The sequence below is a fragment of the Janthinobacterium sp. 64 genome (assembly GCF_002813325.1).
Classification (GTDB): domain Bacteria; phylum Pseudomonadota; class Gammaproteobacteria; order Burkholderiales; family Burkholderiaceae_D; genus Janthinobacterium.
On sequence record NZ_PHUG01000001.1, the window covers coordinates 5,094,274 to 5,117,651 of the forward strand.

The 23,378-nt window shown below is 60.8% G+C and carries 24 protein-coding genes; 14 read left to right on the forward strand and 10 right to left on the reverse strand.

Annotation, left to right across the window (positions count from 1 at the left end):
* Positions 1-186: 186 nt before the first annotated feature.
* The 4 genes from CLU91_RS22355 to CLU91_RS22370 all read left to right on the forward strand — a co-directional run bounded on the left by CLU91_RS22355 (position 187) and on the right by CLU91_RS22370 (position 4,297).
* Positions 187-414: a sulfurtransferase TusA family protein gene (locus tag CLU91_RS22355; RefSeq protein ID WP_010395510.1), complete on the forward strand. Its 228-nt coding sequence runs from the start codon at positions 187-189 to the stop codon at positions 412-414.
* Positions 415-657: 243 nt separating this feature from the next.
* On the forward strand, positions 658-1,407 hold the full coding sequence (locus CLU91_RS22360) for an electron transfer flavoprotein subunit beta/FixA family protein (protein WP_034759884.1): 750 nt from the start codon (positions 658-660) through the stop codon (positions 1,405-1,407).
* 76 nt (positions 1,408-1,483) lie between these two features.
* Positions 1,484-2,416: an electron transfer flavoprotein subunit alpha/FixB family protein gene (locus tag CLU91_RS22365; RefSeq protein WP_077400542.1), complete on the forward strand. Its 933-nt coding sequence runs from the start codon at positions 1,484-1,486 to the stop codon at positions 2,414-2,416.
* Positions 2,417-2,506: 90 nt separating this feature from the next.
* Entirely contained in the window at positions 2,507-4,297 is a 1,791-nt protein-coding gene (locus tag CLU91_RS22370) for an acyl-CoA dehydrogenase (protein WP_100875875.1), read from the forward strand.
* A gap of 89 nt (positions 4,298-4,386) precedes the next feature.
* On the opposite strand, the gene CLU91_RS22375 is transcribed toward CLU91_RS22370, so the two are convergent.
* Both CLU91_RS22375 and CLU91_RS22380 read right to left on the reverse strand, forming a co-directional pair.
* Positions 4,387-5,013: a glycine zipper 2TM domain-containing protein gene (locus tag CLU91_RS22375; protein WP_100875876.1), complete on the reverse strand. Its 627-nt coding sequence runs from the start codon at positions 5,011-5,013 to the stop codon at positions 4,387-4,389.
* A 136-nt stretch (positions 5,014-5,149) separates the two neighbouring features.
* A complete protein-coding gene (locus CLU91_RS22380) occupies positions 5,150-5,584 on the reverse strand; it encodes an NINE protein (RefSeq protein WP_100875877.1) in 435 nt (144 codons plus the stop codon).
* A gap of 277 nt (positions 5,585-5,861) precedes the next feature.
* Between CLU91_RS22380 and rpsP the strand changes: the two genes are divergently transcribed.
* From rpsP to CLU91_RS22420, 8 genes are all read left to right on the forward strand, one after another.
* Entirely contained in the window at positions 5,862-6,113 is a 252-nt protein-coding gene (gene rpsP / locus CLU91_RS22385) for a 30S ribosomal protein S16 (protein WP_010395524.1), read from the forward strand.
* 13 nt (positions 6,114-6,126) lie between these two features.
* Positions 6,127-6,684, forward strand: a complete 558-nt coding sequence (gene rimM / locus CLU91_RS22390; RefSeq protein WP_034759867.1) for a ribosome maturation factor RimM — start codon at positions 6,127-6,129, stop codon at positions 6,682-6,684.
* 49 nt (positions 6,685-6,733) lie between these two features.
* Complete coding sequence (trmD, locus tag CLU91_RS22395) at positions 6,734-7,480, forward strand: tRNA (guanosine(37)-N1)-methyltransferase TrmD (protein ID WP_099760360.1); 747 nt, start codon at positions 6,734-6,736, stop codon at positions 7,478-7,480.
* Between the two features lie 130 nt (positions 7,481-7,610).
* Complete coding sequence (gene rplS, locus CLU91_RS22400) at positions 7,611-7,994, forward strand: 50S ribosomal protein L19 (RefSeq protein WP_010395528.1); 384 nt, start codon at positions 7,611-7,613, stop codon at positions 7,992-7,994.
* 77 nt (positions 7,995-8,071) lie between these two features.
* Positions 8,072-8,731 (forward strand): CoA pyrophosphatase, encoded by a 660-nt coding sequence (locus tag CLU91_RS22405; RefSeq protein WP_100875878.1) that lies wholly within the window; start codon positions 8,072-8,074, stop codon positions 8,729-8,731.
* A gap of 97 nt (positions 8,732-8,828) precedes the next feature.
* Positions 8,829-9,788 (forward strand): CobD/CbiB family protein, encoded by a 960-nt coding sequence (locus CLU91_RS22410; protein ID WP_096234185.1) that lies wholly within the window; start codon positions 8,829-8,831, stop codon positions 9,786-9,788.
* A gap of 224 nt (positions 9,789-10,012) precedes the next feature.
* On the forward strand, positions 10,013-10,348 hold the full coding sequence (locus CLU91_RS22415; RefSeq protein ID WP_029496213.1) for a DUF3579 domain-containing protein: 336 nt from the start codon (positions 10,013-10,015) through the stop codon (positions 10,346-10,348).
* Between the two features lie 82 nt (positions 10,349-10,430).
* Positions 10,431-10,880, forward strand: a complete 450-nt coding sequence (locus CLU91_RS22420) for a CBS domain-containing protein (RefSeq protein ID WP_099760358.1) — start codon at positions 10,431-10,433, stop codon at positions 10,878-10,880.
* A gap of 131 nt (positions 10,881-11,011) precedes the next feature.
* Here the strand turns inward: CLU91_RS22420 and CLU91_RS22425 are convergent, their stop codons facing one another.
* Entirely contained in the window at positions 11,012-11,752 is a 741-nt protein-coding gene (locus CLU91_RS22425) for a GntR family transcriptional regulator (protein ID WP_035825427.1), read from the reverse strand.
* A 388-nt stretch (positions 11,753-12,140) separates the two neighbouring features.
* On the opposite strand from CLU91_RS22425, the gene CLU91_RS22430 reads away from it, so the two are divergent.
* Entirely contained in the window at positions 12,141-14,801 is a 2,661-nt protein-coding gene (locus tag CLU91_RS22430) for a TonB-dependent receptor (protein WP_100875879.1), read from the forward strand.
* Positions 14,802-14,810: 9 nt separating this feature from the next.
* Here CLU91_RS22430 and CLU91_RS27980 read toward each other — a convergent pair whose 3' ends face one another.
* Complete coding sequence (locus tag CLU91_RS27980; protein WP_157814764.1) at positions 14,811-15,059, reverse strand: hypothetical protein; 249 nt, start codon at positions 15,057-15,059, stop codon at positions 14,811-14,813.
* Here CLU91_RS27980 and CLU91_RS22435 point away from each other — a divergent pair.
* Complete coding sequence (locus tag CLU91_RS22435; RefSeq protein ID WP_100876872.1) at positions 15,058-16,179, forward strand: acyltransferase family protein; 1,122 nt, start codon at positions 15,058-15,060, stop codon at positions 16,177-16,179. The genes CLU91_RS27980 and CLU91_RS22435 overlap by 2 nt on opposite strands.
* 122 nt (positions 16,180-16,301) lie before the next feature.
* Here the strand turns inward: CLU91_RS22435 and CLU91_RS22440 are convergent, their stop codons facing one another.
* The 6 genes from CLU91_RS22440 to CLU91_RS22465 form a co-directional block, all read right to left on the reverse strand.
* The gene (locus CLU91_RS22440) at positions 16,302-17,621 is read right to left on the reverse strand and encodes a tetratricopeptide repeat protein (protein ID WP_100875880.1); all 1,320 of its coding nucleotides are present in this window, start codon (positions 17,619-17,621) and stop codon (positions 16,302-16,304) included.
* Between the two features lie 159 nt (positions 17,622-17,780).
* Entirely contained in the window at positions 17,781-18,926 is a 1,146-nt protein-coding gene (locus CLU91_RS22445; protein ID WP_100875881.1) for an ABC transporter ATP-binding protein, read from the reverse strand.
* 14 nt (positions 18,927-18,940) lie between these two features.
* Complete coding sequence (locus tag CLU91_RS22450; protein ID WP_100875882.1) at positions 18,941-20,290, reverse strand: MFS transporter; 1,350 nt, start codon at positions 20,288-20,290, stop codon at positions 18,941-18,943.
* Between the two features lie 26 nt (positions 20,291-20,316).
* Positions 20,317-21,165, reverse strand: a complete 849-nt coding sequence (locus CLU91_RS22455) for a carbohydrate ABC transporter permease (RefSeq protein ID WP_232730844.1) — start codon at positions 21,163-21,165, stop codon at positions 20,317-20,319.
* 12 nt (positions 21,166-21,177) lie between these two features.
* A complete protein-coding gene (locus CLU91_RS22460; protein ID WP_232730845.1) occupies positions 21,178-22,050 on the reverse strand; it encodes a carbohydrate ABC transporter permease in 873 nt (290 codons plus the stop codon).
* Between the two features lie 4 nt (positions 22,051-22,054).
* A complete protein-coding gene (locus tag CLU91_RS22465; protein ID WP_100875883.1) occupies positions 22,055-23,314 on the reverse strand; it encodes an ABC transporter substrate-binding protein in 1,260 nt (419 codons plus the stop codon).
* Positions 23,315-23,378 lie beyond the last annotated feature (64 nt).

Below are 23,378 nucleotides of genomic sequence, written 5' to 3' on the forward strand. Positions count from 1 at the left end.
GGCCCGCAGACGGTGTTTGCGGGCCGTTTTGCCGTGTGGAATCTCGTTGTGACACCACAACAGCCGATGAACTATTTTGGTGCAGCGCGTCAATGCCCCTGATTTAGAGTAGTATGTCGAAAATCAGTACAACAAAACAATGGTGGGATATTGATGATGAGCGACACACTACTTGATACCGAGATTATGGAATTTCACAAAGAACTCGACGCGCGGGGCTTGAATTGCCCCTTGCCGATTCTGAAGGCGAAAAAGGCTTTGTCAGAGCTGCAGAGCGGGGAAGTGCTGCGCATCATGGCAACCGATCCCGGTTCCGTGCGCGACTTCCAGGCTTTCGCCAAGCAAACGGGCAATGCCCTGCTGTCGCATGTGCAGACGGGCACCGAATTCGTCTTCCTGATGCAACGCAAATAATTCTGCCAGCCGGGGCCGCCGTGGCGCGGCCTGGTTTTCCTTCCCGAACCAGCCCTTTTGCTGCCCTGCAGCGTAGCGGCAGACTCCCCTGAAATCCCCGAAGCTGGACAGTTTAGATGGATTGCTCTAACAAAAAATCGCACGATCGTGCTTAAATTCGGTTCAGGATTCAAATTTCTCTTATAATCGAACGCACAATCAGCACTTGATCCGTCATTTTTATAATTTCCCAAAGGCATAGCTATGAAAGTCTTGGTACCCGTCAAACGCGTGGTCGACTATAACGTCAAAGTCCGCGTCAAGAGTGACGGCACTGGCGTCGATACCGCCAACGTCAAAATGTCGATGAACCCTTTCGATGAGATCGCGCTGGAAGAAGCGATGCGCCTGAAAGAAGCTGGCAAGGTCACTGAAGTGGTCGCCATCTCCTGCGGCGTGACGCAGTGCCAGGAAACCCTGCGCACGGCCATGGCCATCGGCGCCGACCGCGGCATCCTGGTGGAAACGACGACCGAACTGGAACCGCTGGCCGTCGCCAAGCTGGTGAAATCCCTGGCCGAGAAAGAACAGCCGCAACTGATCATCCTGGGCAAGCAAGCCATCGATGACGACAGCAACCAGACCGGCCAGATGCTCGCTGCCCTGCTGGGTTGGCCACAAGCCACGTTCGCTTCGAAAGTCGTGCTGGAAGACGGTAAAGTCACCGTCACGCGCGAAGTCGACGGCGGCCTGGAAACCCTGGCATTGACCTTGCCTGCGATCATCACCACCGACCTGCGTTTGAACGAGCCACGCTATGTGACCTTGCCGAACATCATGAAGGCAAAGAAAAAGCCGCTCGAGACCGTCAAGCCGGAAGACCTGGGCGTCGACGTTGCGCCACGCCTGAAGACCCTGAAAGTCGTCGAGCCAGCCAAGCGCTCGGCCGGCATCAAGGTCCCGGACGTCGCCACCCTGGTCGCCAAGCTGCGTACCGAAGCCAAGGTTATTTAAACATACCCCAAGACAAAAACTGGGGTCAGACCTGGAAGGTCCGACCCCCGGCACTTGCACATTACTAGGAATAATCATGGTCGCATTAGTTATTGCTGAACACGACAACGCTACCTTAAAGGGCAGCACCCACCACACCGTGACCGCGGCTGCCCAGTGCGGCGGCGACGTGCACGTACTGGTCGCAGGTTCGAACGCATCGGCCGCTGCCGCTGCCGCCGCGCAAATCGCCGGCGTGACGAAAGTCATCGTCGCCGACGCACCATATTTTGCCGATGGCCTGGCCGAAAACGTGGCCGAGCAAGTGCTGGCCATCGCCGGCAACTACAGCCACATCCTGGCGCCAGCCACCGCCTACGGCAAGAACATCCTGCCACGCGTCGCTGCCAAGCTGGACGTGGCGCAAATCTCGGAAATCACCAAGGTCGACTCGCCAGATACGTTCGAGCGTCCGATCTACGCCGGTAACGCCATTGCCACTGTGCAATCTGGCGACAAGGTCAAGGTCATCACCGTGCGCACCACCGGTTTCGACGCCGCTGCCGCCACCGGCGGTTCGGCTGCCACCGAAACCGTCGCCGCCGTTGCCGACGCGGGCAAATCGGCCTTCGTGGGCCGCGAACTGGCCAAGTCCGACCGTCCAGAACTGACCGCCGCGAAAATCATCGTGTCGGGCGGCCGTGGCATGGGTTCGGCCGAGAACTTCCACATCCTGGAGCCGCTGGCCGACAAGCTGGGCGCCGCCATGGGTGCATCGCGCGCCGCCGTCGACGCCGGCTTCGTGCCGAACGACTGGCAAGTGGGCCAGACGGGCAAGATCGTTGCCCCATCGCTGTACATCGCCGTCGGTATCTCGGGCGCGATCCAGCATCTGGCCGGCATGAAAGACTCGAAAACCATCGTCGCCATCAACAAGGATCCGGAAGCGCCGATCTTTGCCGTGGCCGACTACGGCATCGTGGGCGATCTGTTCGAGATCGTGCCGCAACTGGTCAAAGAACTGGGCTAAGTCTTAGCCATTCAGGTTTTGTTATTGACAAAGCCACGCCGGCCCGCCCCACACGGCGAGCCGCGCGTGGCTTTTTTCTTGGAGAAATAGATGAGCTATCAAGCCCCGCTGAAAGACATGTTGTTCGTGATGAACGAACTGGCCGGCCTGGCCGAAATCCACACTTTACCGGATTGCGAAGACGCCACGCCCGACACGGCCGAAGCCGTGCTGGAAGAGAACGCCAAATTCTGCGGCGCCGTGGTGGCCCCGCTGAACTGGCCCAGCGACAAGGAGCCGAGCTTCTGGCACGACGGGCAAGTGACCACCTCGAAAGGCTTCAAGGAAGCGTTCAAGGCCTACGGCGAAGCGGGCTGGCAAGGCGTGCAGCATCCGACCGAATTCGGCGGCCAGGGCTTGCCCAAGCTGCTGGCCACGCCGTGCATCGAAATGCTCAACTCGGCCAGCATCTCGTTTGCTTTGGTCGCCCTGCTGTCGGACGGCGCCATCGAAGCGCTGCTGACGGCCGGCAGCGACGAGCAAAAGGCGGTCTACCTGGAAAACCTGGTGTCGGGCAAGTGGACGGGCACCATGAATCTGACGGAGCCGCAAGCGGGGTCCGACCTGGCCGCCGTGCGCACGCGCGCCGTGCCGCAGGATGACGGCACGTATAAAGTGTTCGGCACGAAGATTTTCATCACGTATGGCGAACACGACATGGCGGAAAACATCGTCCACCTGGTGCTGGCCCGCACGCCGGACGCGCCCGCTGGCGTGAAAGGCATCTCGCTGTTCATCGTGCCGAAATTCCTCGTCAATGCGGACGGCAGCCTGGGCGAGCGCAACGACGCCCATTGCGTGTCCATCGAGCACAAGCTGGGCATCAAGGCTAGCCCGACGGCCGTATTGCAGTTCGGCGACCACGGCGGCGCCATCGGCACCCTGGTGGGCGAGGAAAACCGCGGCCTCGAATACATGTTCATCATGATGAACGCGGCCCGCTTCGGCGTGGGCCTGCAGGGCATCGGCCTGGCCGAGCGCGCCTACCAGCAAGCCGTGGCGTTCGCCAAGGACCGCGTGCAGTCGCGCGACCTGGCCGGCTCGCCTGGCCCGGTGTCCATCATCCACCACCCGGACGTGCGCCGCATGCTGATGTCCATGCGCTCGCAAACGGAGGCGGCGCGCGCGCTGGCCTACGTGGGCGCGGCCATCAGCGACGTGGCGCACCACCATCCCGATGCGGAAGTGCGCGCGGAAAGCCTGGCGACGTACGAATACCTGGTGCCCGTGATCAAGGGTTGGTCCACGGAAATGTCGCAGGATGTCACGCGCGACGGCGTGCAAGTGCATGGCGGCATGGGTTTCATTGAAGAAACAGGCGCTGCCCAGCATTACCGCGATGCCAAGATCCTCACCATCTACGAAGGCACGACGGCCATCCAGGCGAACGACCTCGTGGGCCGCAAGACGGTGCGCGACGGCGGCGCCGTGGCGAAAGCCATCATCGCCCAGGTGCGTGCCACGGAAGCCCAGCTGGGTGAACTCTCCGGCGCCGACTTCCAGGCCATGCAGCGTCACCTGGCCGAAGGCAGCGCCGCGCTCGAAGCGGTGGTGGAGTATGTGGTGGCGAACATGAAGACGGACATCAAGGCCGTGTTTGCGGGCAGCGTGCCGTATCTGAAGCTGGCCGGCATCGTGCTGGGCGGCTGGCAAATGGCGCGCGCGGCCGTGGTGGCGCAGCAAAGGCTGGGAGAGGGCAGCGGCGACGCGTCGTTCTACAAGGCAAAAATCGCCACGGCGCGCTTCTTTGCCGACCACATCCTGTCGCAGGCACCGGGCTTGCGCGCCACCATCATCGATGGCAGCGCCGGCGTGATGGCGCTGTCGGAAGAGCAGTTTTAAGCTTAACCAGCCCAACTGCAAATGCCGGGGTCGGACCCTCAGGGACTCGGCGTCCCCGTACGACCCCAGTCCTTGCTTTTGGGTTCAGCTTACCTTCTGGCAATGCCGTTGCCAGAATTACGCACCAGGTCGCCAGCGGCCAATCCCGGATCCTGGTCAAACGCGAAATCCGCCTTGGCGCCCGTTTCGTATTGCACGGTGACGGTCCAGGTCTTGGCGTTCTTCATGTGGCCTTCGACTTGCTTGCCTGCGTAGGCGCCGCCAGCGGCGCCGGCCAGGGTGGCCAGGTCCTTGCCGCGTCCGCCACCGACCTGGCGGCCCAGCAGGGCGCCGGCCACGCCGCCGCCTATCATGCCCAGCGCGCCGCCTTCACCGGCCTTCTCGGTGACATTGACTGCCAGCACTTTGCCGCAATCGGCGCAGATCTGGTGTTGTGGCTGCTTGGAGGGCTGGCTGGCGTAGGAATTGCCCGCTTTCTGTGCGGCCTTGGCATTGATGATGGCCTGGTCGTATTCGCCCTTGGCGTCGCGCAGGCATTGCATGCGGGCTTTTGAGCTGCTTTCTTCTGCGCACAATTTCTTGTCGTCCGCATAGCGCGTGCTCGCTTGTTTCGTATCGTAAGCGTATTGCGCCTTCGGCGACAGGTTTTGCGCGAAGGCGGAGGTGCTGAACAGGGCCGTGATGGCGACTGCGAGGATGAGTGGGCGACGAATCATGATCTTCTCCTAAGGGGTGTTGAATGTGCCAGTAATGTCGGCATTGTGAATGCAGTATAGGGGAAAATCATGATTGCTTACCAACACTTACATGTGGGCGCGGTGTCCAGGACGTGATGGCATTTCCGTATGGACATTAACCGTAGGCGCCGCCTGTGTACAGCAAGTCGAACAGGCGCGCCATGGTGGCGATCAGCACGCCCGCGCCTAGCATCAAGGTAGCGACCAGTACCACGGCCAGGGGCCAGCCCGTGTCCGACATGTGGCCGGACGCGGCGTTGTAGCGCGCATCCCACTTGTCGTCCGGCATCAAGCCCAGCACCAGTGCTTCCAGGAAGCCGATCAGGGCGGACAGGGTCAGCGGCAACAGCTGGTAAAACCAGTCGGCCTCGGGAAACAGCTGGCGCAGCAGCAAGGAGGCGGGCAGGGCGGCCAGGTGCAGCCAGCCCCAGCGGTCTTTGCTGCCGTGCAGGTAAAAGCGGTGGGCGCCCAGCATGCCCAGCAGGAAGGCCAGCAAGGTGGTGAAGGCCTTGTTCTTGTGCGACTGTTGCAAAATGGTAGTGGTGGTCATGGGACTCCAGAGTTGCTCATCGGTAAAGATTGCCAGTATCGGTCATCGTCTCGCACAACGATAGCACTTTCCTGTGGCGTTTATGCAATGATTTCGCTTGATTCCTGGCCATGGCCGGCACGATAGGCGCAGACGCCTATTGCGTCTTCGGCCATGACTGGTCATAATGTTTGATTAGCCCAAATTACACGCCCGTCATCATAACGCTTGCTGCCTGGCGGTAAAGCGCGCTATAATTTGCGGCTTTTTCCGCCTCAGCACACTTTTTGGAAATATTATGGTCGTTATTCGTTTAGCTCGTGGAGGCGCCAAGAAGCGCCCGTTCTTCAACATCGTCGCTACTGATTCGCGCAATCGCCGCGATGGTCGCTTCATTGAGCGTATCGGTTTTTACAACCCGATGGCGCAAGGTGGCGAAGTTCCACTGCGTATCACCGCAGACCGTCTGGCCTACTGGCAAGGCGTTGGCGCACAATTGTCGCCAACCGTTGCTCGCCTGGTTGCCAGCAACAACAAAGCAGCAGCTTAATTAGATCACTGGTTTGACGGTCAAGACTGCATCCGGGGTGAAAGTCCCCGATGACCTGGTACAGGTAGGCTATGTCTCCGGTGCTTATGGCATTGCTGGCGGGGTCAGGATCACTCCTTTCTCCGACGACGCGGATGCATTATTAAGCGTCAAAACCTGGTGGTTTGATAAACCGACCTTGCATGATGTTCAAGTCAGGCAAGCGAAGTTACACGGCGGCGACGTCGTGGCCCAGCTGGTGGGTGTGGTCGGGCGGGATGCCGCAGAAGCGCTGAAAGGTGTCTCTGTGCAAATTCCGCGTAGCCATTTCCCGACGCTGACGGCCGATGAATTTTATTGGTCCGATCTGATCGGACTGACAGTTGAGAATTTGCAAGGCGAGTGCCTCGGCACAGTGCACGACATGATGAGCAATGGTCCGCAGTCGATCTTGCGCGTTACGCCCGTGGCCACTGCCGATGAGACCGTTGAAAAGGCGCCTGAGCGCCTGATCCCGTTTGTTGGCCAGTTTGTCATTAACGTTGACAAGGCTGCCAGCAAGATCACGGTCGACTGGGGCCTCGATTATTAAACCGCCTGCGCATAATTTGCGCCGGGCAAACATTGCAGGATGGTGAGCGATGCAATTTGATGTCGTGACCCTGTTCCCGGAAATGTTTGCCGCGCTGACGCAGTCGGGTGTGACCCGGCGCGCCTTCGAGCAGGGGAAATGTGGCTTGTCGCTGTGGAATCCCCGTGATTTCACCACCGACAATCACCGTACCGTGGATGACCGCCCGTATGGCGGCGGCCCCGGCATGGTGATGATGGCGCGTCCCCTCGAAGCGACAATCAATGCCGCGAAGCAACGCCAGACCGAACTGGGACTGGCGGCGCCCCGCGTGGTGTTCATGTCGCCGCAAGGCCGTGCGCTGACGCACGAGCGTGTTACGCAGCTGAAAGCCGAACCTGGTTTGGTGATCCTGTGCGGCCGCTATGAAGCCGTGGACCAGCGTTTGCTGGACCGTTGCGTCGACGAAGAAATCAGCGTCGGCGACTTCGTGTTGTCGGGCGGTGAATTGCCCGCCATGGCGCTGATGGATGCGGTGATTCGCCTGTTGCCGGGTGTCTTGAACACCGAGGCATCGGCCATCGAGGACAGCTTCGTCAATGGCTTGCTCGATTCGCCGCACTACACGCGGCCGGAAACATATGAAGGCATGGCCGTGCCGCCCGTCTTGATGGGTGGTAATCATGCCGAGATCGTCAAGTGGCGCCGCCAGCGCATGCTGGAAGCGACCGCGACAAAGCGGCCTGACCTGCTGGTCAGTGCGCGCGCCGCCGGCTTGCTCAGCAAGACCGACGAAAAATTCTTGGCCAGCCTGTAAGCCGTCTCCGGACGGCCGGCAGGGTGGCCAGTAGTGCCGGGCATGTTGCCCAAATTGTCTTACCCATCCTCTACCGGGCGGATACTTGCTATCCACAGTGCGCCGGCATGATGGTTTTCGGAGTTATAAAATGGACTTGATTCAACAATTAGAGCAGGAAGAAATTGCTCGTCTGGGTAAAACCATTCCTGAATTCGCACCAGGCGATACCGTTATCGTCAGCGTCAACGTAGTCGAAGGTACGCGCAAGCGCGCCCAGGCTTACGAAGGCGTCGTTATCTCCCGTCGTAACCGTGGCCTGAACTCGAACTTCATCGTTCGCAAGATCTCGTCCGGCGAAGGCGTCGAGCGTACGTTCCAACTGTACTCGCCGCTGATCGCTTCGATCGAAGTGAAACGCCGTGGTGATGTTCGCCGCGCCAAGCTGTACTATCTGCGTGAGCGTTCGGGTAAATCGGCGCGTATCAAAGAAAAATTGCCAAATCGCCGCGTTGTGGCGAAAGCAAGCGCGTAATATCAGCGTCTGCGTTGGGAAAAGGGGTGCCTCTCGGCGCCCCTTTTTTATTCCGAATTGTCTATGGGACAAGCTGCATGGCCACCATCGCATTTGATCCACAACAACTAGCCATCGATTCGATCGCCGGCGAGGCGGCGCTGGACGCCGTGCGCCTGACGCCGGACTGGCTGCGCCAGCGCCTGGCCGAACAGCCCGACTGGCAACCCGAGATGACCCAGGATTTCCTCTCCGCCCGCGCCGTGCCCGTGCGCGCCGCCGTGCTCATTCCCCTGGTGCAGCGCCCGCAGGGCTTGACCATCCTGCTGACCATGCGCACGGACCATCTGAGCAGCCATGCGGGCCAGGTCAGCTTTCCCGGCGGGCGCAGCGAAGCCTTCGATGCCTCGCCCATCGCCACGGCCTTGCGCGAAACGGAAGAAGAAGTGGGCCTGGCGCGCGAGCACATCGAAGTGCTGGGCCGCCTGCCCGACTACCTGACGGGCACCGGCTACCAGGTCACGCCCGTGGTGGGCCTGGTGGCGCCGCCGTTCGAACTGCGCGCCGACCCGTCCGAAGTGGCGGAAATCTTCGAAGTGCCGCTGGCTTTCCTCATGGATGGCCTCAACCACCAGCGCCTGTCGGTGGAATTGCCCGGCGGACGGCGCTCGTTCTACGCCATGCCGTACGAGCGCTTCTACATCTGGGGCGCCACTGCCGGCATGCTGCGCAATCTGTTTCACCTCTTGCGCGCGTAAAATGGTGCCGCGCACGTAATAAGTTTGATTCCAGCACGGCACTGCGCTATCGTAGCGGGCATTGCGGTATTGCTGAAAAAGACAAAAAGGACGTTTGATGACATTTCTCTCCATACTTTGCGCATTGCTGATCGAGCAGCTCAAACCTTTGCGCGCGGACAATCCGATCTACGCCGAAATCAAGAGCCTGGCAATGCGCATGGAGACCTGGTTCAATGCCGGCCACGCCAACCATGGCCGCATGGGCTGGTTCCTCATGATCGGCGTGCTGATGCTGCCGACGGCAGGCGTGTACTGGCTCTTGCAGCATTATCAGCTGACCCTGCTGGCTTTTGCCTGGAACGTCCTCATCGTCTACCTGACCCTGGGCTTCCGCCATTACAGCCATTACTTTACCTCCATCCAGCTGGCCCTGAGCGCCGGCGACGAAGCGACCGCGCGTACCCTGCTGGCCGACTGGACCAAGCTCGACACGGTGGGCATGGAAGCGAGCGAAATCGCCCGCATCGCCGTGGAAAAAGCCCTGATCACCACGCATCGCAATGTATTTGGCGTCTTCTTCTGGTTCCTGATGCCGCTGGGCCCTGCCTGCGCCGTGATGTACCGCGTGGCCGAATACCTGGCGCGCGCCTGGAACGAGCCCGAGCACATGCGCAATGAAGCGTTCGGCCAGTTCGCCGCGCGTGCCTTTTACTGGATCGACTGGATCCCCGTGCGCCTGACGGCCGTGGCGTTTGCCGTGGTCGGCAATTTCGAGGATGCCATCTATGCCTGGCGCAATTTCGCCCAGCGCTGGCAGGACGAGGCCATCGGCATCATCCTGACGGCTGGCGGCGGCGCCATGGGCGTACGCCTGGGTACGCCAGCGGAAACGGCAGCCCGTGTGCTGGTGACCCCCGACATGGCCGTCGATGACAGCGACAGCGAAAGCGATATCCTGCCCGGTGAAGAGCCGGGCGCGCGCGCCTTGCAGAGCACGGTCGGCCTGGTCTGGCGCGCCTTGCTGCTGTGGATGCTGCTGCTGCTGTTGATGTCTGGCGCCGTTTTCCTCGGCTGATGCGGGCGCACACGCGCCATCCATGCGCCTTGCGCGTGGAACAAGGTTAAAATAGGGGCTGGCGCGTTAGGCGTGCCGGCCCCTGTTTGCATCGTCAGGGCAGATCGAGGTAGAACCCAAGTCTTCTATAAGATATAATACTGGCTTACCGCAGCAAACGTAGTTGACTACCAGCCCGGCTTACCCGCCGGGGCCATTCACGCAATCCAGTCCCGACAAGCCACATGGCCGAGTTATCTCAAAAAACAGGGGAACTCTCAGACGAGTTCTTCATCCTTGGTCTCACCAGCAATGGCAAGCAATTCCGACCCAGCGATTGGGCCGAGCGCCTTTGTGGAGTGATGTCCTGTTTCAATCCCGAAGGTGGCGGGCGCAATGCGCACCTCCAGTATTCGCCCTACGTGCGCCCGACCGTCGTCAATGGCGTCAAGTCGGTGGTGGTCAACACGAAGTTGCGCGAGATCGAGCCGATGGCGTTTCACTTCGTGCGCGAATTTGCCAAGGATAACGACCTGCAGATCGTCGAAGCCTGCTTCCTGCCGCCGCCCGAAGAAAAGTAAGGCCGTTTCAATTGATTTGCCGCAAAGCCGCGCAAGGCGGGGCGGCGTAGCGTGGACACTCTGCCTCAAACGGAGTGGCGACATGCGTATCGGCGACATTTGTACCCTGCACACCATCCATTGCCAGCGTGACACCAGCGTGCAAGACGCGGCGCTGCTGATGCGCCAGCATCATGTGGGCGACCTGATCGTGGCCGAGCAGCCGAACGGCGAGCGCGTCCCCATCGGCATCCTCACCGACCGCGACATCGTCATTTCCGTCATCGCCCTGGGCCTCGACCCCGCCAGCCTGCTGGTGGGCGACATCATGAGCGCGCAGCTGCTCACGGCCAGCGAAGACGAAGACGTCTACGACATCATCGAACGCATGCGCGTCAACGGCATCCGCCGCCTGCCCGTGGTCAATAGCCTGGGCGGCCTTGCCGGCATCGTCAGCATCGACGACCTGCTGGCCTTCCTGGCCCAGGAGATGGCCGAGCTGGCCCGTATCAGCAGCGGCCAGCTGGTACATGAAAAACGCACGCGCAAGTAACTCAGCATTGCGCAATGTCAGTCACGGCATCGATTGCAATACTGCCGTCCCTATATCGGCGTGCTGCCGGCATATATATTGCACTGCAATAAGTGGTGTTATCTGGTATTGAGAAATTCGGGCGGCTGGTATTAATTGGTACTTAATTCGGCCACGAAGTCATACATATCGCCGCGGAAGTAGGAGCGGCAAAATTCCACGGCGCGGCCATCGCGCAAAAAGCCAAGCCTTTCCACCGACAAGCCCGCGTCGCCTTCCTCCGCCTGCAACAGGCTGGCCTGTTCCCCCGTCAGCAAAAGCGCGCTGAGCCGCTGCAAGGCGCGTACGGGCCGGTTGCCCGCCTGTTCCAGCGCGTCATACATGGACACATCGACGGCGTCGAGCGCCGGCAGGCAGCTGGCGACGATGGTCGCGTACTCCAGGCACATCGGTATCTCGTCCGCATAACGGATGCGGTGGAAGCGGTACACGGGCGCGCCCGGCGACAGCCGCAGGCGCAAGGCTTCTTCCGGCGTGACGGTGCCCTCCGCGCGCTTGAGCCACACGCTGCGCGGCGTGCGTCCGCGCGCCCGCATGTCCTCGGAAAACGAGGTCAGCTTGGCGAAATTCTTCTCGATACGCGTATTGATGAAATTGCCCGAGCCGGGGCGCCGCACCAGCAAGCCTTCGTTGACGAGGCCATCGATGGCCTTGCGCACGGTGATGCGCGAGACGGACAGGTCGCTGGCCAGCTGGCGCTCGGCCGGCAGGGCTTCCTCGGGGCCAAGGATGCGCTTGTCGATCGCTTCGCGCAGCGCGCGCTGCAGTTGCTGGTACAGGGGCAGGCTACTCGTCTGCCCCAGGCCTTGCATGATGTGAGCCAGGGTTGTCATACGCTGAGGGTCTCCGTTACGGCGCGTTGCAGACGCGCTCTGTATCTGTTTTGTGTCGCTGGATAATACCAAAAAAGGCCGTTATAAAACCAATTTGAATTATCAGGCCAGCAATTTATGCCTGGCCTCGCTGGCATTTGCGTCGCTGATACGGGCTACGGATTGATTTGGATAAAGTGGTCTGTGTGATTCAAACAACGTTATAAAAAAAAAGTTGCAACTGGTAGTGTTCTGGTATTGGATAGTAGTATATTGGCGTTGAATTGGTTTTGTAAGTGGTTGTGCCGAAGGGTCTGCAGCATGCCGGCGAGAGTGGGCGGGCTGGAAAGAAGATCTACGTTAAAAATGAAAAGGGTCCAATCCTGGAGCCTAAATCAAGGGGGAGTACATGAAACGCAATTTGACACCTGCAGCTGCCGTCGTGAAATCCGGATCGCGTAGCCGTACGCCGATCGCTACGGCTGTTGCCGTGATGGTCGCTGGTCTGGCCTTTTCGGCGCAGGCGCAGGAAGCACCCGCCGACGATGTGTCCACCGTAGTGACGGTGACCGGCGTGCGTGCCTCACTGGAAAAATCGCTGAAGCAAAAACGTAATGCGGATTCCGTGGTGGAAGTGATCACCGCCGAAGATATCGGCAAGATGCCAGACCGTAACGTGGCTGACGCGATCCAGCGCCTGCCAGGTGTGAATACCCAATCGTCTGCCGGTGGCGAAGGCGGCTTCGGCGAAAACGACCGCGTCAGCCTGCGCGGCACCAGCCCCAGCTTGCAACAAACTCTGTTCAATGGCCACGCCATCAGCACGGGCGACTGGTTCGTACTGAACCAGTTCGGTGGCAACGTCGGCCGCAGCAGCAGCTTCTCCTTGCTGCCATCGGAGCTGGTGAGCTCGGTTGTCGTGCGGAAGAGCGCGACAGCCGATCTGGTGGAAGGTGGCGTGTCCGGTGCGATCGACGTGATTACCCGCCGTCCGCTGGAGTTCAAGAACAAGCTGACTGCCGAAGGCTCCATTCAGGCCAACTACAATGACCTGTCGGAGAAAACCCAGCCGCAATTCTCCGGTATGGTGAACTGGAAAAACGACGACAATACCCTGGGGATCATGGTTCAGGGTTTCTCGCAAAAATCGGAAGTGCGTCGTGATGGCCAGGAAATCCTCGGTTACACGGCGATTGCCGCCGACAAGGCTGCCGCCAAGGCGCATCCTGACCTGGTGGGCGTCCTGGCTCCGACCTTCATCGGCGCGAGTTTCTTCGAGCAAAAGAAAACCCGTGAAGGTGGTGCATTTGACATCGAGTTCAAGCCGAACAAGGATCTGACGCTGGATTTGAATGGCTTCTATTCGCAATTGAAGGCGCCGCATTCGAACACCAACCATTTGGCCGCGCCGAGTGGCTCGATTAACGCGGGGATGGTGCCGACGTCCTACACGGTGCGCAATAATACGCTCGTGGCGGCGAATTTCACGCAGAATGCCGGCGAGGTCGATAATATTTATCGTCCTGACGCAGGCGGTGAAACGTACTACCTCGATTTCAACTTCAAGTACCGTGCCAGCAAGGACCTGACCTTTACAGGCAAGCTGGGCAAGACCCACGGCGTGGGCTACGACCGTGACGATGTGTACTACCAAAACAAGGTCGATGGCGGCATGAACTATGCGCTCAATGGCATGAGCCCGGCTACCGTCGCCTACCCGGGCGGCACGACTACCGCGCCATTGGGTACGGCATGGATCGGTGGCGGGGAATCGCAGTCGGTCGACAAGGAACTGTATACCCAGATCGACGGCGAATTACGCCTGTCAAACGGCATATGGGATTCCATCAAGTTTGGCGCACGCTTCACTGACCATAAACGTACCGCCGAGCATCCGTTTGAAACGGGTCCTGGCGCGACGGGCTTGAACAGTGCCGGCCCGATCTGGAACGGTACGCAGTACCCGAGTAATTTCGCGTCCAATCTGGGCGGTAATTTGCCGACCAACTATTTCCGCTATGACGGTGATGCCTTGGCAAAATGGGCGGCGATTCCCGGCAACCGCAATCCTGACCGCGTAGCTCGCCATAACTGGCGCGATGAATTCAAGCTGCAGGAAAAAACCCAGGCAGTCTACGGTATGGCCAATTTGGCTGGCGATGACTGGAGCGGTAACTTCGGTGTGCGCGCAGTCCGCACCAAGCAGTCCACTACTGTTAATTCCAGTGGTGGTCCGATCACGGGTTCCGCGTTTGGCGCCTACTCGCAAAACACTTTCGAGCGCACCTATAACGACTTCCTGCCGAGCGCCAACATCAAGTTTGATGTCAACCGCGATCTCGTTGTGCGCGCGGCCTTGGCCAAGACCATTGCGCGTCCTGACTATAGTGCGCTGGGCGGTGCCGTATCGCTGAATGAGGATTCCCTGAGTGGCACCAAGGGCAACATCAATCTCAATCCTGTGCGTTCGAACAATGCCGAAGTCAGCGCCGAGTGGTATTTCGCGCCAAAATCGGCGGTCTCGGCCGGTATTTTCTACATGGATTTGACGTCGATCGTGGCGCAACGTAACGTCAACGCTACCTATTTCAATACCAAGGTCGGTGCTGACAGGGTGTTCCAAGTTACCGAGTCCTACAACACCAAGGGCAAGAACAAGGGTATCGAGTTGAGCTATCAGCAACCGGTGCTGGGTGATTTCGGCGTACTGGCCAACTACACCTATGCTGATGGCAAGCTGAACGATGGCAGCGAATTGCTGAACGCGTCGAAGAACACCTACAACCTGACCGCTTTCTACGAAGCCCATGGTTTTAGCGCGCGCCTGGCTTATAACTATCGTTCGGCCTACAAGGCAGGCGTGGACCGTGGCGCCAGCCAGCACGTCGACGACAGCAGCACCCTGGCAGGTTCGCTCAACTACAAGATCAACGAACACTTCACGATTACGTTCGATGCGCTTAACCTGACCAATGAAACCATCAAGATGTACGCGGAAAACAGGGATCAGCCACGCGCTTTCTATAGCAACGGCCGTACCTTCTACCTGGGCTTGCGCGGCAAGCTGTAAGCAAGACGATCAGGCCTGATGCAGCCGCGTCAGGCCAGGTCTTCCTCGGTCTTTCAAGCAAGTTCCTGCTTCAGGGGCTTGCTTTTTTTTTGCGCTCACCGGCAGTGCTGCTTCTGTCTTGTTCACGCCAGGGCTGTCCCCTCCGGTCGCCAGCATCACTTGTGCCCACGAAGCTTGTATCCGGCGGCGTAAGGTTTTCTGCCGCCTCCTTGCCGCGAGCAGGAAGGCGGTTTTTCTTATTTGGAATTGTTTGATCATGACTATTGCACCTCAGCGCTACCTCGCCCTCGACGTCCTGCGCGGCCTGACCGTGGCGCTGATGATCGTCGTCAATACGCCGGGTGACTGGGGCAGCGTGTATGCGCCGTTCCTGCATGCCGAATGGCATGGTTTTACCGTGACGGACCTGGTCTTTCCCAGCTTTTTGTTTGTCGTCGGCAATGCGCTGGCCTTTGCGCTGGGGAAATATGAACACCTGGGCCATGGCGCCGTGCTGGCCAGGCTGTGCCAGCGCAGCGCGCTGATCTTTTTACTGGGCTTCCTGCTGTACTGGTTCCCCTTCTTCAAGATCGATGATGCGGGCCAGTTCGCCTGGTCGCCGCTGTCGCACACGCGCATTCCCGGCGTGCTGCAGCGCATCGCCGTGTGCTACCTGGCCGCCGCGCTGATCCTGCATTACTGGAAGACGCGCGGCGCGCTGGTCTTTTGCGCTTGCGCCTTGCTCGGCTACTGGGCCATCCTGGCATGCTTTGGCGACTACAGCTTGCATGGCAATGCGCCGGCCAGGCTCGATTTGATCTTGCTGGGCGACAGCCATCTGTACCACGGCGAAGGCATCGCCTTCGATCCGGAAGGCATACTCGGCACTTTGCCGGCCATCGTCAATGTGATTGCCGGCTACCTGGCGGGCAGTTTCGTGCGCCTGACGGCACCGGCGCAGCTGCGTGCGGCGCTGTATCGTCTGGTGGTGGCCGGCGTCATCTGCGTGGCCGTGGCCCTGTGCTGGAATGAAGTGTTTCCGATCAACAAGAAGCTGTGGACCAGCTCTTACGTGATGCTCGGTATCGGCCTGGACTTGCTGCTGCTGGCGCTGCTGATGTCCATCATCGACGTGTGCAAGATGACGGGCTGGACCTACTTCTTTGAAGTCTTCGGCAAGAACACCTTGTTCATCTACTTGCTGTCGGAAGTGCTGGTGATCATCGCGTTTACCGTACGCATCGGCAGCGGCAACTTGTACCAGTGGCTGTATACGCACTGGTTTACGGGCTGGGCGCCGGCGCGCGTGGGCTCGCTGCTGTTTGCCGTCAGCTTCATGCTGCTGTGCTGGCTGATCGCCTACGCCATGGACAAGCGCAAGATCTACATCAAGGTCTGACACGCCACATCCAGCTGCGCCGCGTGGACACGGCAGCGGGACGGATGGGTGAAAAAGGTCGAAAAAAAAGCAGCCCCGGCCTGAGCCGGGAACTGCTTTGCGCATGCTGCGGGGAGCAGGAATTACTGCGCCGCTGCTGCCGGTGCTGCCGGTGCCGCTGCCGTGGCAGGACGGTTCAGCCACAGGATCCAGTAGCGGGCCAGGTCGCCCACGCCATCGCCGCCCTTGACCGTTTCCAGGACCTTGATGGCGTCGTCTTTCTTGCCGGCCATGGCGTAGGAATAGCCGAGGCGCAGTTTGGCGTCTTCTGGACGCTTCAAGCCGCCCTTGGCGATGCCTTTCTGGATCAGGTCGATACCTTTGTCGAACTGGTCCATCGTCACGAAAGCGTAGCCGAGGTTGATCAAGCCCGTGCCATCCTTGCTCTTCATGGCCGAGGCTTCGCCGCTGGCAATGCTTTTCGCATCGTCGGCGGCCGCCTTGCTGGCCTGGTCGCGCAGTTTCTTGTGCTTGGCGGCATTCGCGCCCGTGCCCAGCACGCCTTTCGCAAAGCCGGCGTCGAGGACTTTTTTCGCTTCCGTCGGGAAGGCGTTCTGCAAGGCGATTTCAGCCATGTCGCTGTAATCTTGCGGCGGCATGGTGCCGACGGCCTGGAATTGCAGGCGCAGCACGTCGAGCGCGAAGCGGTCCGAATAACCGGCCTTGCCTTGCAAGCGGCCCAGCAGGTCGCTCCAGTAGTCGTCCGACGGGTAGTAGCGCACCAGGTTTTCCATGGCGATCAGATAGGTTGCTGGATCCTTGCTTTTCGAACCCGTGTTGGCCAGCAATTGCAGTTCTTCGATGCTCGGCGACTTGCCTGCTTGCTGCTTGGCCGTTACGTCGGCCATCAGTTCCTGCTTGGCGCGCGCGAAATCGTTGCTGAAGTAATAGGCGCGGATGATGTAGGGACGCACGGTGGCCACGTCGCCCGTTGCCGTCTGGTAACGGGTGAACCATTTGATGGCGTTCGGGTAATCCTTGGCGTTGTAGTGGTAGTTCGCCAGTGCCTGGATGAAGTCGCCCTCCGATTTCTTGTCCAGCTTGCCCGATTCGATCACCGCTTCCAGCGCCGTCATGGCCATCGGTGCATTGTTGGTGGTCGAGGCCAGCGCCACGCGCAGGCGGTTCAGCACGAATAATTCGTAGGGCGTCAGGGCGGGAATGGCGGCTGCCTGGTCGATGCGGCTTTGCACGTCGGCGTAGTTTTTTGCATCCATCGATGCCTTCACGACGGCCGGATCGAGCAGCTTGAATACTTCAGGGCGCACCGTGTCGGCCGGGGCAGCAGCAGCGGCAGCGGCAGCGGCTGGCTTGGCATCCTGCGCGTGCGACAGGGCGGGCAGGACGTTCAGGCCGATGGCGGCCAGGAGCAGGCTAAGACGGGCAAGGCGGAATTGGGACATGGGTTATCCTTCAATCAATAACAAAAATACGCACCGGCACTGGCAGCCGCAACATTGGGTAGTAGCGTTGCCAGAGGGGCAAGGAAGCTCAAAAAAATACACATTGCCACTCTGCCTGCATAAGTCAAACAGAGGCGGCATGATAAAAAACGGCTATTGTCACATAAACGGCTGAGCGGGTGCGGCAAACGTGCGCGCCAGTGCTTGCCCAGCGGCATCGAACAGCAGGCAGCGCTGCGGCGGCAAATGCAGGCGCATGGTGTCGCCCGCCTGGCGCATGCCTTCCTCGGCCGGCAGCTTAACGGCCAGCATCTCGGCCAGCATCCCGGCCACACCTGGCATGTTGGCGTACACGATGGCCACGTCGCCCAGGTATTCGACATGGCTGACGGCCGCGTCGACCACGTTGTCGCCTGCATCGTTCGCGTGCCACAGGCTGACATGCTCGGCGCGCACGCCCAGGGTCAGCCGGTCGCCGGGCGCCACGCCATCCCCCTGCGCTTCGACCTCGATCACGGCGCCGCCGGGCAGGCGCACGGCCACGGACCCGGGGCCGCAGGCGACGGCCTCGCAAGCGACGAAGTTCATCTTCGGCGCGCCCAGGAAGCCGGCCACGAACAGGTTGCCGGGATGGTTGTACAACTCGTGCGGACTGCCCACCTGCTCGATGCGCCCGCCGTTGAACACGACGATGCGCTCGCCCAGGGTCATCGCCTCGACCTGGTCGTGCGTGACGTAGATCATGGTGGTTTTGAGTTCCTGGTGCAGGCGCGAAATCTCCACGCGCATCTGCACGCGCAACGATGCGTCGAGGTTCGACAGCGGCTCGTCGAACAGGAAGACCTTCGGTTTGCGCACGATGGCGCGGCCGATGGCCACGCGCTGGCGCTGGCCGCCCGACAGATCCTTCGGCTTGCGTTTCAACAGTGGCGTGATCTGCAGGATCTCGGCCGCGCGCTCGACGGCGGCGCGCACCTCGGCCTTCTTGTGTCCCGCCAGCGAGAGGGCGAAGGCCATGTTTTCGTACACCGTCATGTGCGGATACAGGGCATAGCTCTGGAAGACCATGGCCAGGCCCCGCTCGGCCGGCGCGACGTCGTTGGCCAGCTGGCCGCCGATGTGCAGCTCGCCGTCCGTGATGTCTTCCAGGCCCGCGATCATGCGCAGCAGGGTCGATTTGCCGCAGCCGGACGGCCCCACGAAGACGACGAATTCGCCGTCGCCGATAGCGAGGTCGATGCCGTGGATGACCGGGTGCTTGTCGTCGTACCGCTTGACGATATTCTTTAAAACGATATGGGCCATGTCGTGGTTCTATCCTAGCTGGCGCTGGCTGGCGCCTGGGGCGACCCGGCCTTGGCTTCGGCCTTGGTCAGGTCAGGTTGGTTGGCATCTTCCTTCGGCCCGACGCGGATGAAGCGCGACAGCACCAGCACGGGGATGGCTGACACCAGCACCCACAGGAAGAAATTTTTGTAGCCGAGCGCCATCTGCACGTCGCCGCTGATCATCTTGAACAGCACGGAGCCCAGCTGCATCACGCCGGTGGCGAAGGCATAGTGGGCCGTCTGGTATTTGCCCACGGAGACCACCTGCATCATGTACAGGATCAGGCCGACGAAGCCGAAGCCGTAGCCGAACATTTCCACGCTGAGCGCGGCCGTGATCAGGGCCAGGTCGGTCGGCATGCTGTGGCTCAGATAGTAGAACACCAGGTTCGGCAAGTTCATGGCCAGGATCAGGAAGAACATGGCGCGCTTGAGGCCCAGCCAGGAAGTAAAGTAGCCGCCGCCGATGCTGCCCAGCAGGAACGCGACGGTGCCGGCCGTGCCGTACACGGCGCCCACTTCCGTCGTCGACAGGCCCAGGCCGCCCAGTTCGCGCGCTTCGCGCAGGAACAGCGGGCCGATGGTCTGCACTTGCGCCTCGCCCGCGCGGAACAGGATGATGAAGGCGATCATGCCCCAGATGCCGGGCTTTTTCAGGAAGTCGACCAGCACGTCCCACAGGGTGCGGCTGATACCGGCCACGCTCTTGTCGGCCACGGCCGCGTTGCGCACCTGCGGCAGCGCCCACAGGTGGTACGCGGCCAGCGACAGCATGATGGCGCCGATGATCAGGAAGATCACCGACCACGCCTGCTGCTTGCCGATATGGTCTTCCAGGTAGCCGGCCAGGATCACCAGGCCGCCCAGCGAGATGAACTTGCCGGCGTTGAAGAAGGCGCCTTGCCAGCCCGCGTAGGCAGCCTGCTGCTTGTCCGACAGGCTGGCGATATACAGGCCGTCGCAGACGATGTCGTGCGTTGACGAAGCCAGCGCGGCGACGAACAGCACGGCGATGCAGGCGGCGAACCACAGCGGCGTTTGCAGGGCCAGCGCGATCAGGCCCAGGCTCAGGCCACCCGCGAACTGGAACAGCACCACCATGGTCTTCTTGCTCGACGCCAGCTCCAGGAAGGGGCTCCACAACGACTTGAAGACCCAGGCAAAGCCGATCAGTCCCGTCCAGCGAGCGATCTGGTCGTTCGGCACGCCCAGGCTCTTGAACATCAGGCCGGCCACCAGGGCCACCGCGTAAAACGGCAGGCCTTGGGCGAAGTACAAAGTGGGCACCCACGAAATCGGGCTGCGTACTTTTTTGCTGATGCTGATGCGCTGATCGTGCATGGAGGCTTCCTTATCGAGAGACGTTTTCATTTGACTGCGCCGTCCATGCCGCGCATGAAGAAGCGTTGGGTAAACAGGAAGGCGAGCAGGGTTGGCACGATGGTGATCAGGGTGCCGGCCGCGATCACGCGCGTGCTGCTGCCGAAGGTGCCGCGCAAATACAGCACGCCCACCGACAGGGGGAATTCATCGGGCTTGCTCATGACGATGGAAGGCCAGATGTATTCATTCCACGATTCGACGGCCGTCAGGATGCCGACGGTGGCCAGCCATGGCGTGATCAGAGGCAGCATGATGCGGCTGAAGATGACCCACTCGGAGGCGCCATCGACACGCGCCGCGTCGATCAGGTCTTGCGGCACTTCCTCGAACGCCTGCTTGAGCAGCAAGATGGCCACGGCCGTCACCACGTTGGGCAGGATCACGCCCGTGTAGGTGTCGACCAGGCTCATTTGCGTGATGGTGATGAAGTTGACGAGGAAATTCACCTCCGACGGCAGCACCAGCGTGGCCAGGATCAGGCCGAACACGAGTTTGCGGCCACGGAATTTCAGGCGCGCCAGCGGATACGCGGCCAGTGAGCACAGCAGCAGTTTCCAGAACACGGTAAACACGGCGATCAGTACGGAATTCTTGAAGAACGACCAGATCGGGATCGCCTTGAACACTTCGATGAAGTTCTCAAACGACGGCGCCTTCGGCCAGAACGTGGGCGGAAAAGCAAAGATATTGCCTTCCGTCGAGATGGCCGTCACCAGTGTCCACCAGAACGGGAAGACGCAGACGACGGCGATCACGCACAGCACGGCATAGTGGCCAGCGTATTGGCCAATGAGCTGCAGGCGCGTTTTCAGGGGGCGGGAGCGGTTTGTCATGGTCATTCCCGGTTAGCGGTGCTTCGGTTTCAGATAGCGCAGGCATAGCAGTGCGATGGCTATGCAGAACAGCGAGACGACGAAGCTGGCCGCCAGCGCGCGCGGCAGTTTCAAGTGCTTCAATCCCTGGTCGTAGGCGTAGTACAGCGCCGTGAAGGTCGAGTTCATGGGGCCGCCCTGCGTCAGCACGTCGACTTCCTGGTAAGCCTTCAGGGCCGCCAGCACGGACAGGATGGAGCACAGCATGATGGTGGGGCGCAGCATCGGCACGGTGATTTTCCAGAAGCGCTGCCAGCGGCTGGCGCCATCGAGCATGGCCGCTTCCTGCATGTCCGACGGGATCGATTGCAGGGCCGCCAGATACATCACCATGTACCAGCCCAGGCCGCGCCACAGGGTGACGAACATCACGGCAAACAGGGCCAGGCTGTCATTCGACAGCCAGCCGACGGGCGCGTTGACGAGTTTTAAGGTCATCATCACGTAGTTCAGGGCGCCCTGTTCGTGGAACATGAAACCCCACATGATGCCGACCACGGACACGGTGGTCACCACGGGCACGTAGAAGGCGGCGCGGAACAGACGGATGCCGGGCAGGCGGTTGTTCACCAGCACGGCCAGGGTGATGGCGCCCACCTGCACGAAGGGCACCATCAGCAAAAACATCAGCGAGTTTTTCAGGCCCGAGACGAACATCTCGTTGTTGAAGATGTAGCGGAAATTATCCAGGCCGACGAAGCGCGTCTCGCGTATCAGGCTGTAGTCGGTAAACGCCAGCACGGAGCCGTAGCCGACGGGCCAGAAGGAAAAGGCGGCCAGCAGCAGCAGGGCGGGGGCGAGAAACAGCCAGGCTTGCAGAGTGTGGCGGTGGGCGAGTTTCATCATGTCCTCAGTGGCGCGGCAGGGTGGCCAGCTTGCGGTTCCAGATGGCGACGGCCTGGTCCAGCGCCTGCTGCACATTTTGCTTGCCCGTGACCCCGGCTTCGACGGCTTTTACCAGCGAGCGGCGCAGTTCGTCGTAGTCGTCGATGCCGGCCACGTACAGGGTGCGCGAGTGATTCATCGACAGCGCGCCGGCGGCCACCGCCTTTTCGGCCGCGCCCGCATTTTGCGGCGTGGACAGAAAAAACGGGTCAGCCGCCGCTTTCACTGTGGTGGGAAAGACGCTGGCCTGGCGCGCGAAGGCCAGCTGGTTGGCGTCGTTCGTCAGGAAGCGTGCGAACTTGCCCACCGACGGCAGCAGGCGCGCCGGCACGCCTTTTGGAATGGCGAAGTGCACCAGCCAGCCGCCGTCCGCAATGCCCGTCGGTCCCAGCGGCGCGGGCGCCACGTCGGTGATGGCGTAGATGTCTTTCGCGTCACCGCGGATGCGCTGCATGGCCGTCGGCGGCGCCAGCAGCATGCCCAGGCGCCCGCCCTTGTAGGCGTCGATCACGGCCGGGAAGTTATCTTCGGCGAACAGGCTTTCTTTCAATAAGCCGCCGACCTTGTAGGTGTCGGCCAGTTTTTGCACCAGCGCCACGTGCTGCGGCGAATTGAAGACGGCGCGGTTGTTGGTAATGACGGCCAGGCCCTGCTGCATGAACAGGCCGTCGATTTTCGACAGGGCGGGGGCGATGCCGGCCTTGCCCGTGCGTTGCGCGATCTGGCGCGCAAACGCCAGCTGCTCATCGAGGCTGGCGGGGCCGCGCGTGAGCCCCGCCTGCTTGAAAATGGCGGTATTGAAGGCGATCACCGCGACATTGCTGTACATGGGAAAACCATAGGTGCCGCCCTTGAAGCGCAAGTCTGCCAGGGCGCTGGGAATGTAGCTGGCGCGCGCTTCCGCGATCAGGCCATCGACGGGGGTGAGCAAGCCGTCGCGCGCGAATTCGTCGGCCCAGGGCACGTTCAGGCTGACCAGCGCGGGCGGCGTGCCGGCCACGATGCGCGTGACCAGCTTGGTCTGGATGACGTCCCATGGAAAATCGATCCATTCGATTTTGACGCCGGGATTCTGCGCTTCATAGCGCGCCACCACCGCATTGAAATACGGCGTGAACTTGGGCTTCATGCTGAAGGTCCAGAATTCGATTTTCTCGGCAGCCCATGCCTGCGGCGCGAGCAGGCCCGCGCAGGCAACAACCGCCAACAGTCTCTTGATCGTCATTTTTATCCTGGAGCGTGGCGCTCCAATGTCCATGAGTCCGCGGCGCGGGTACATGCCCTTGCCG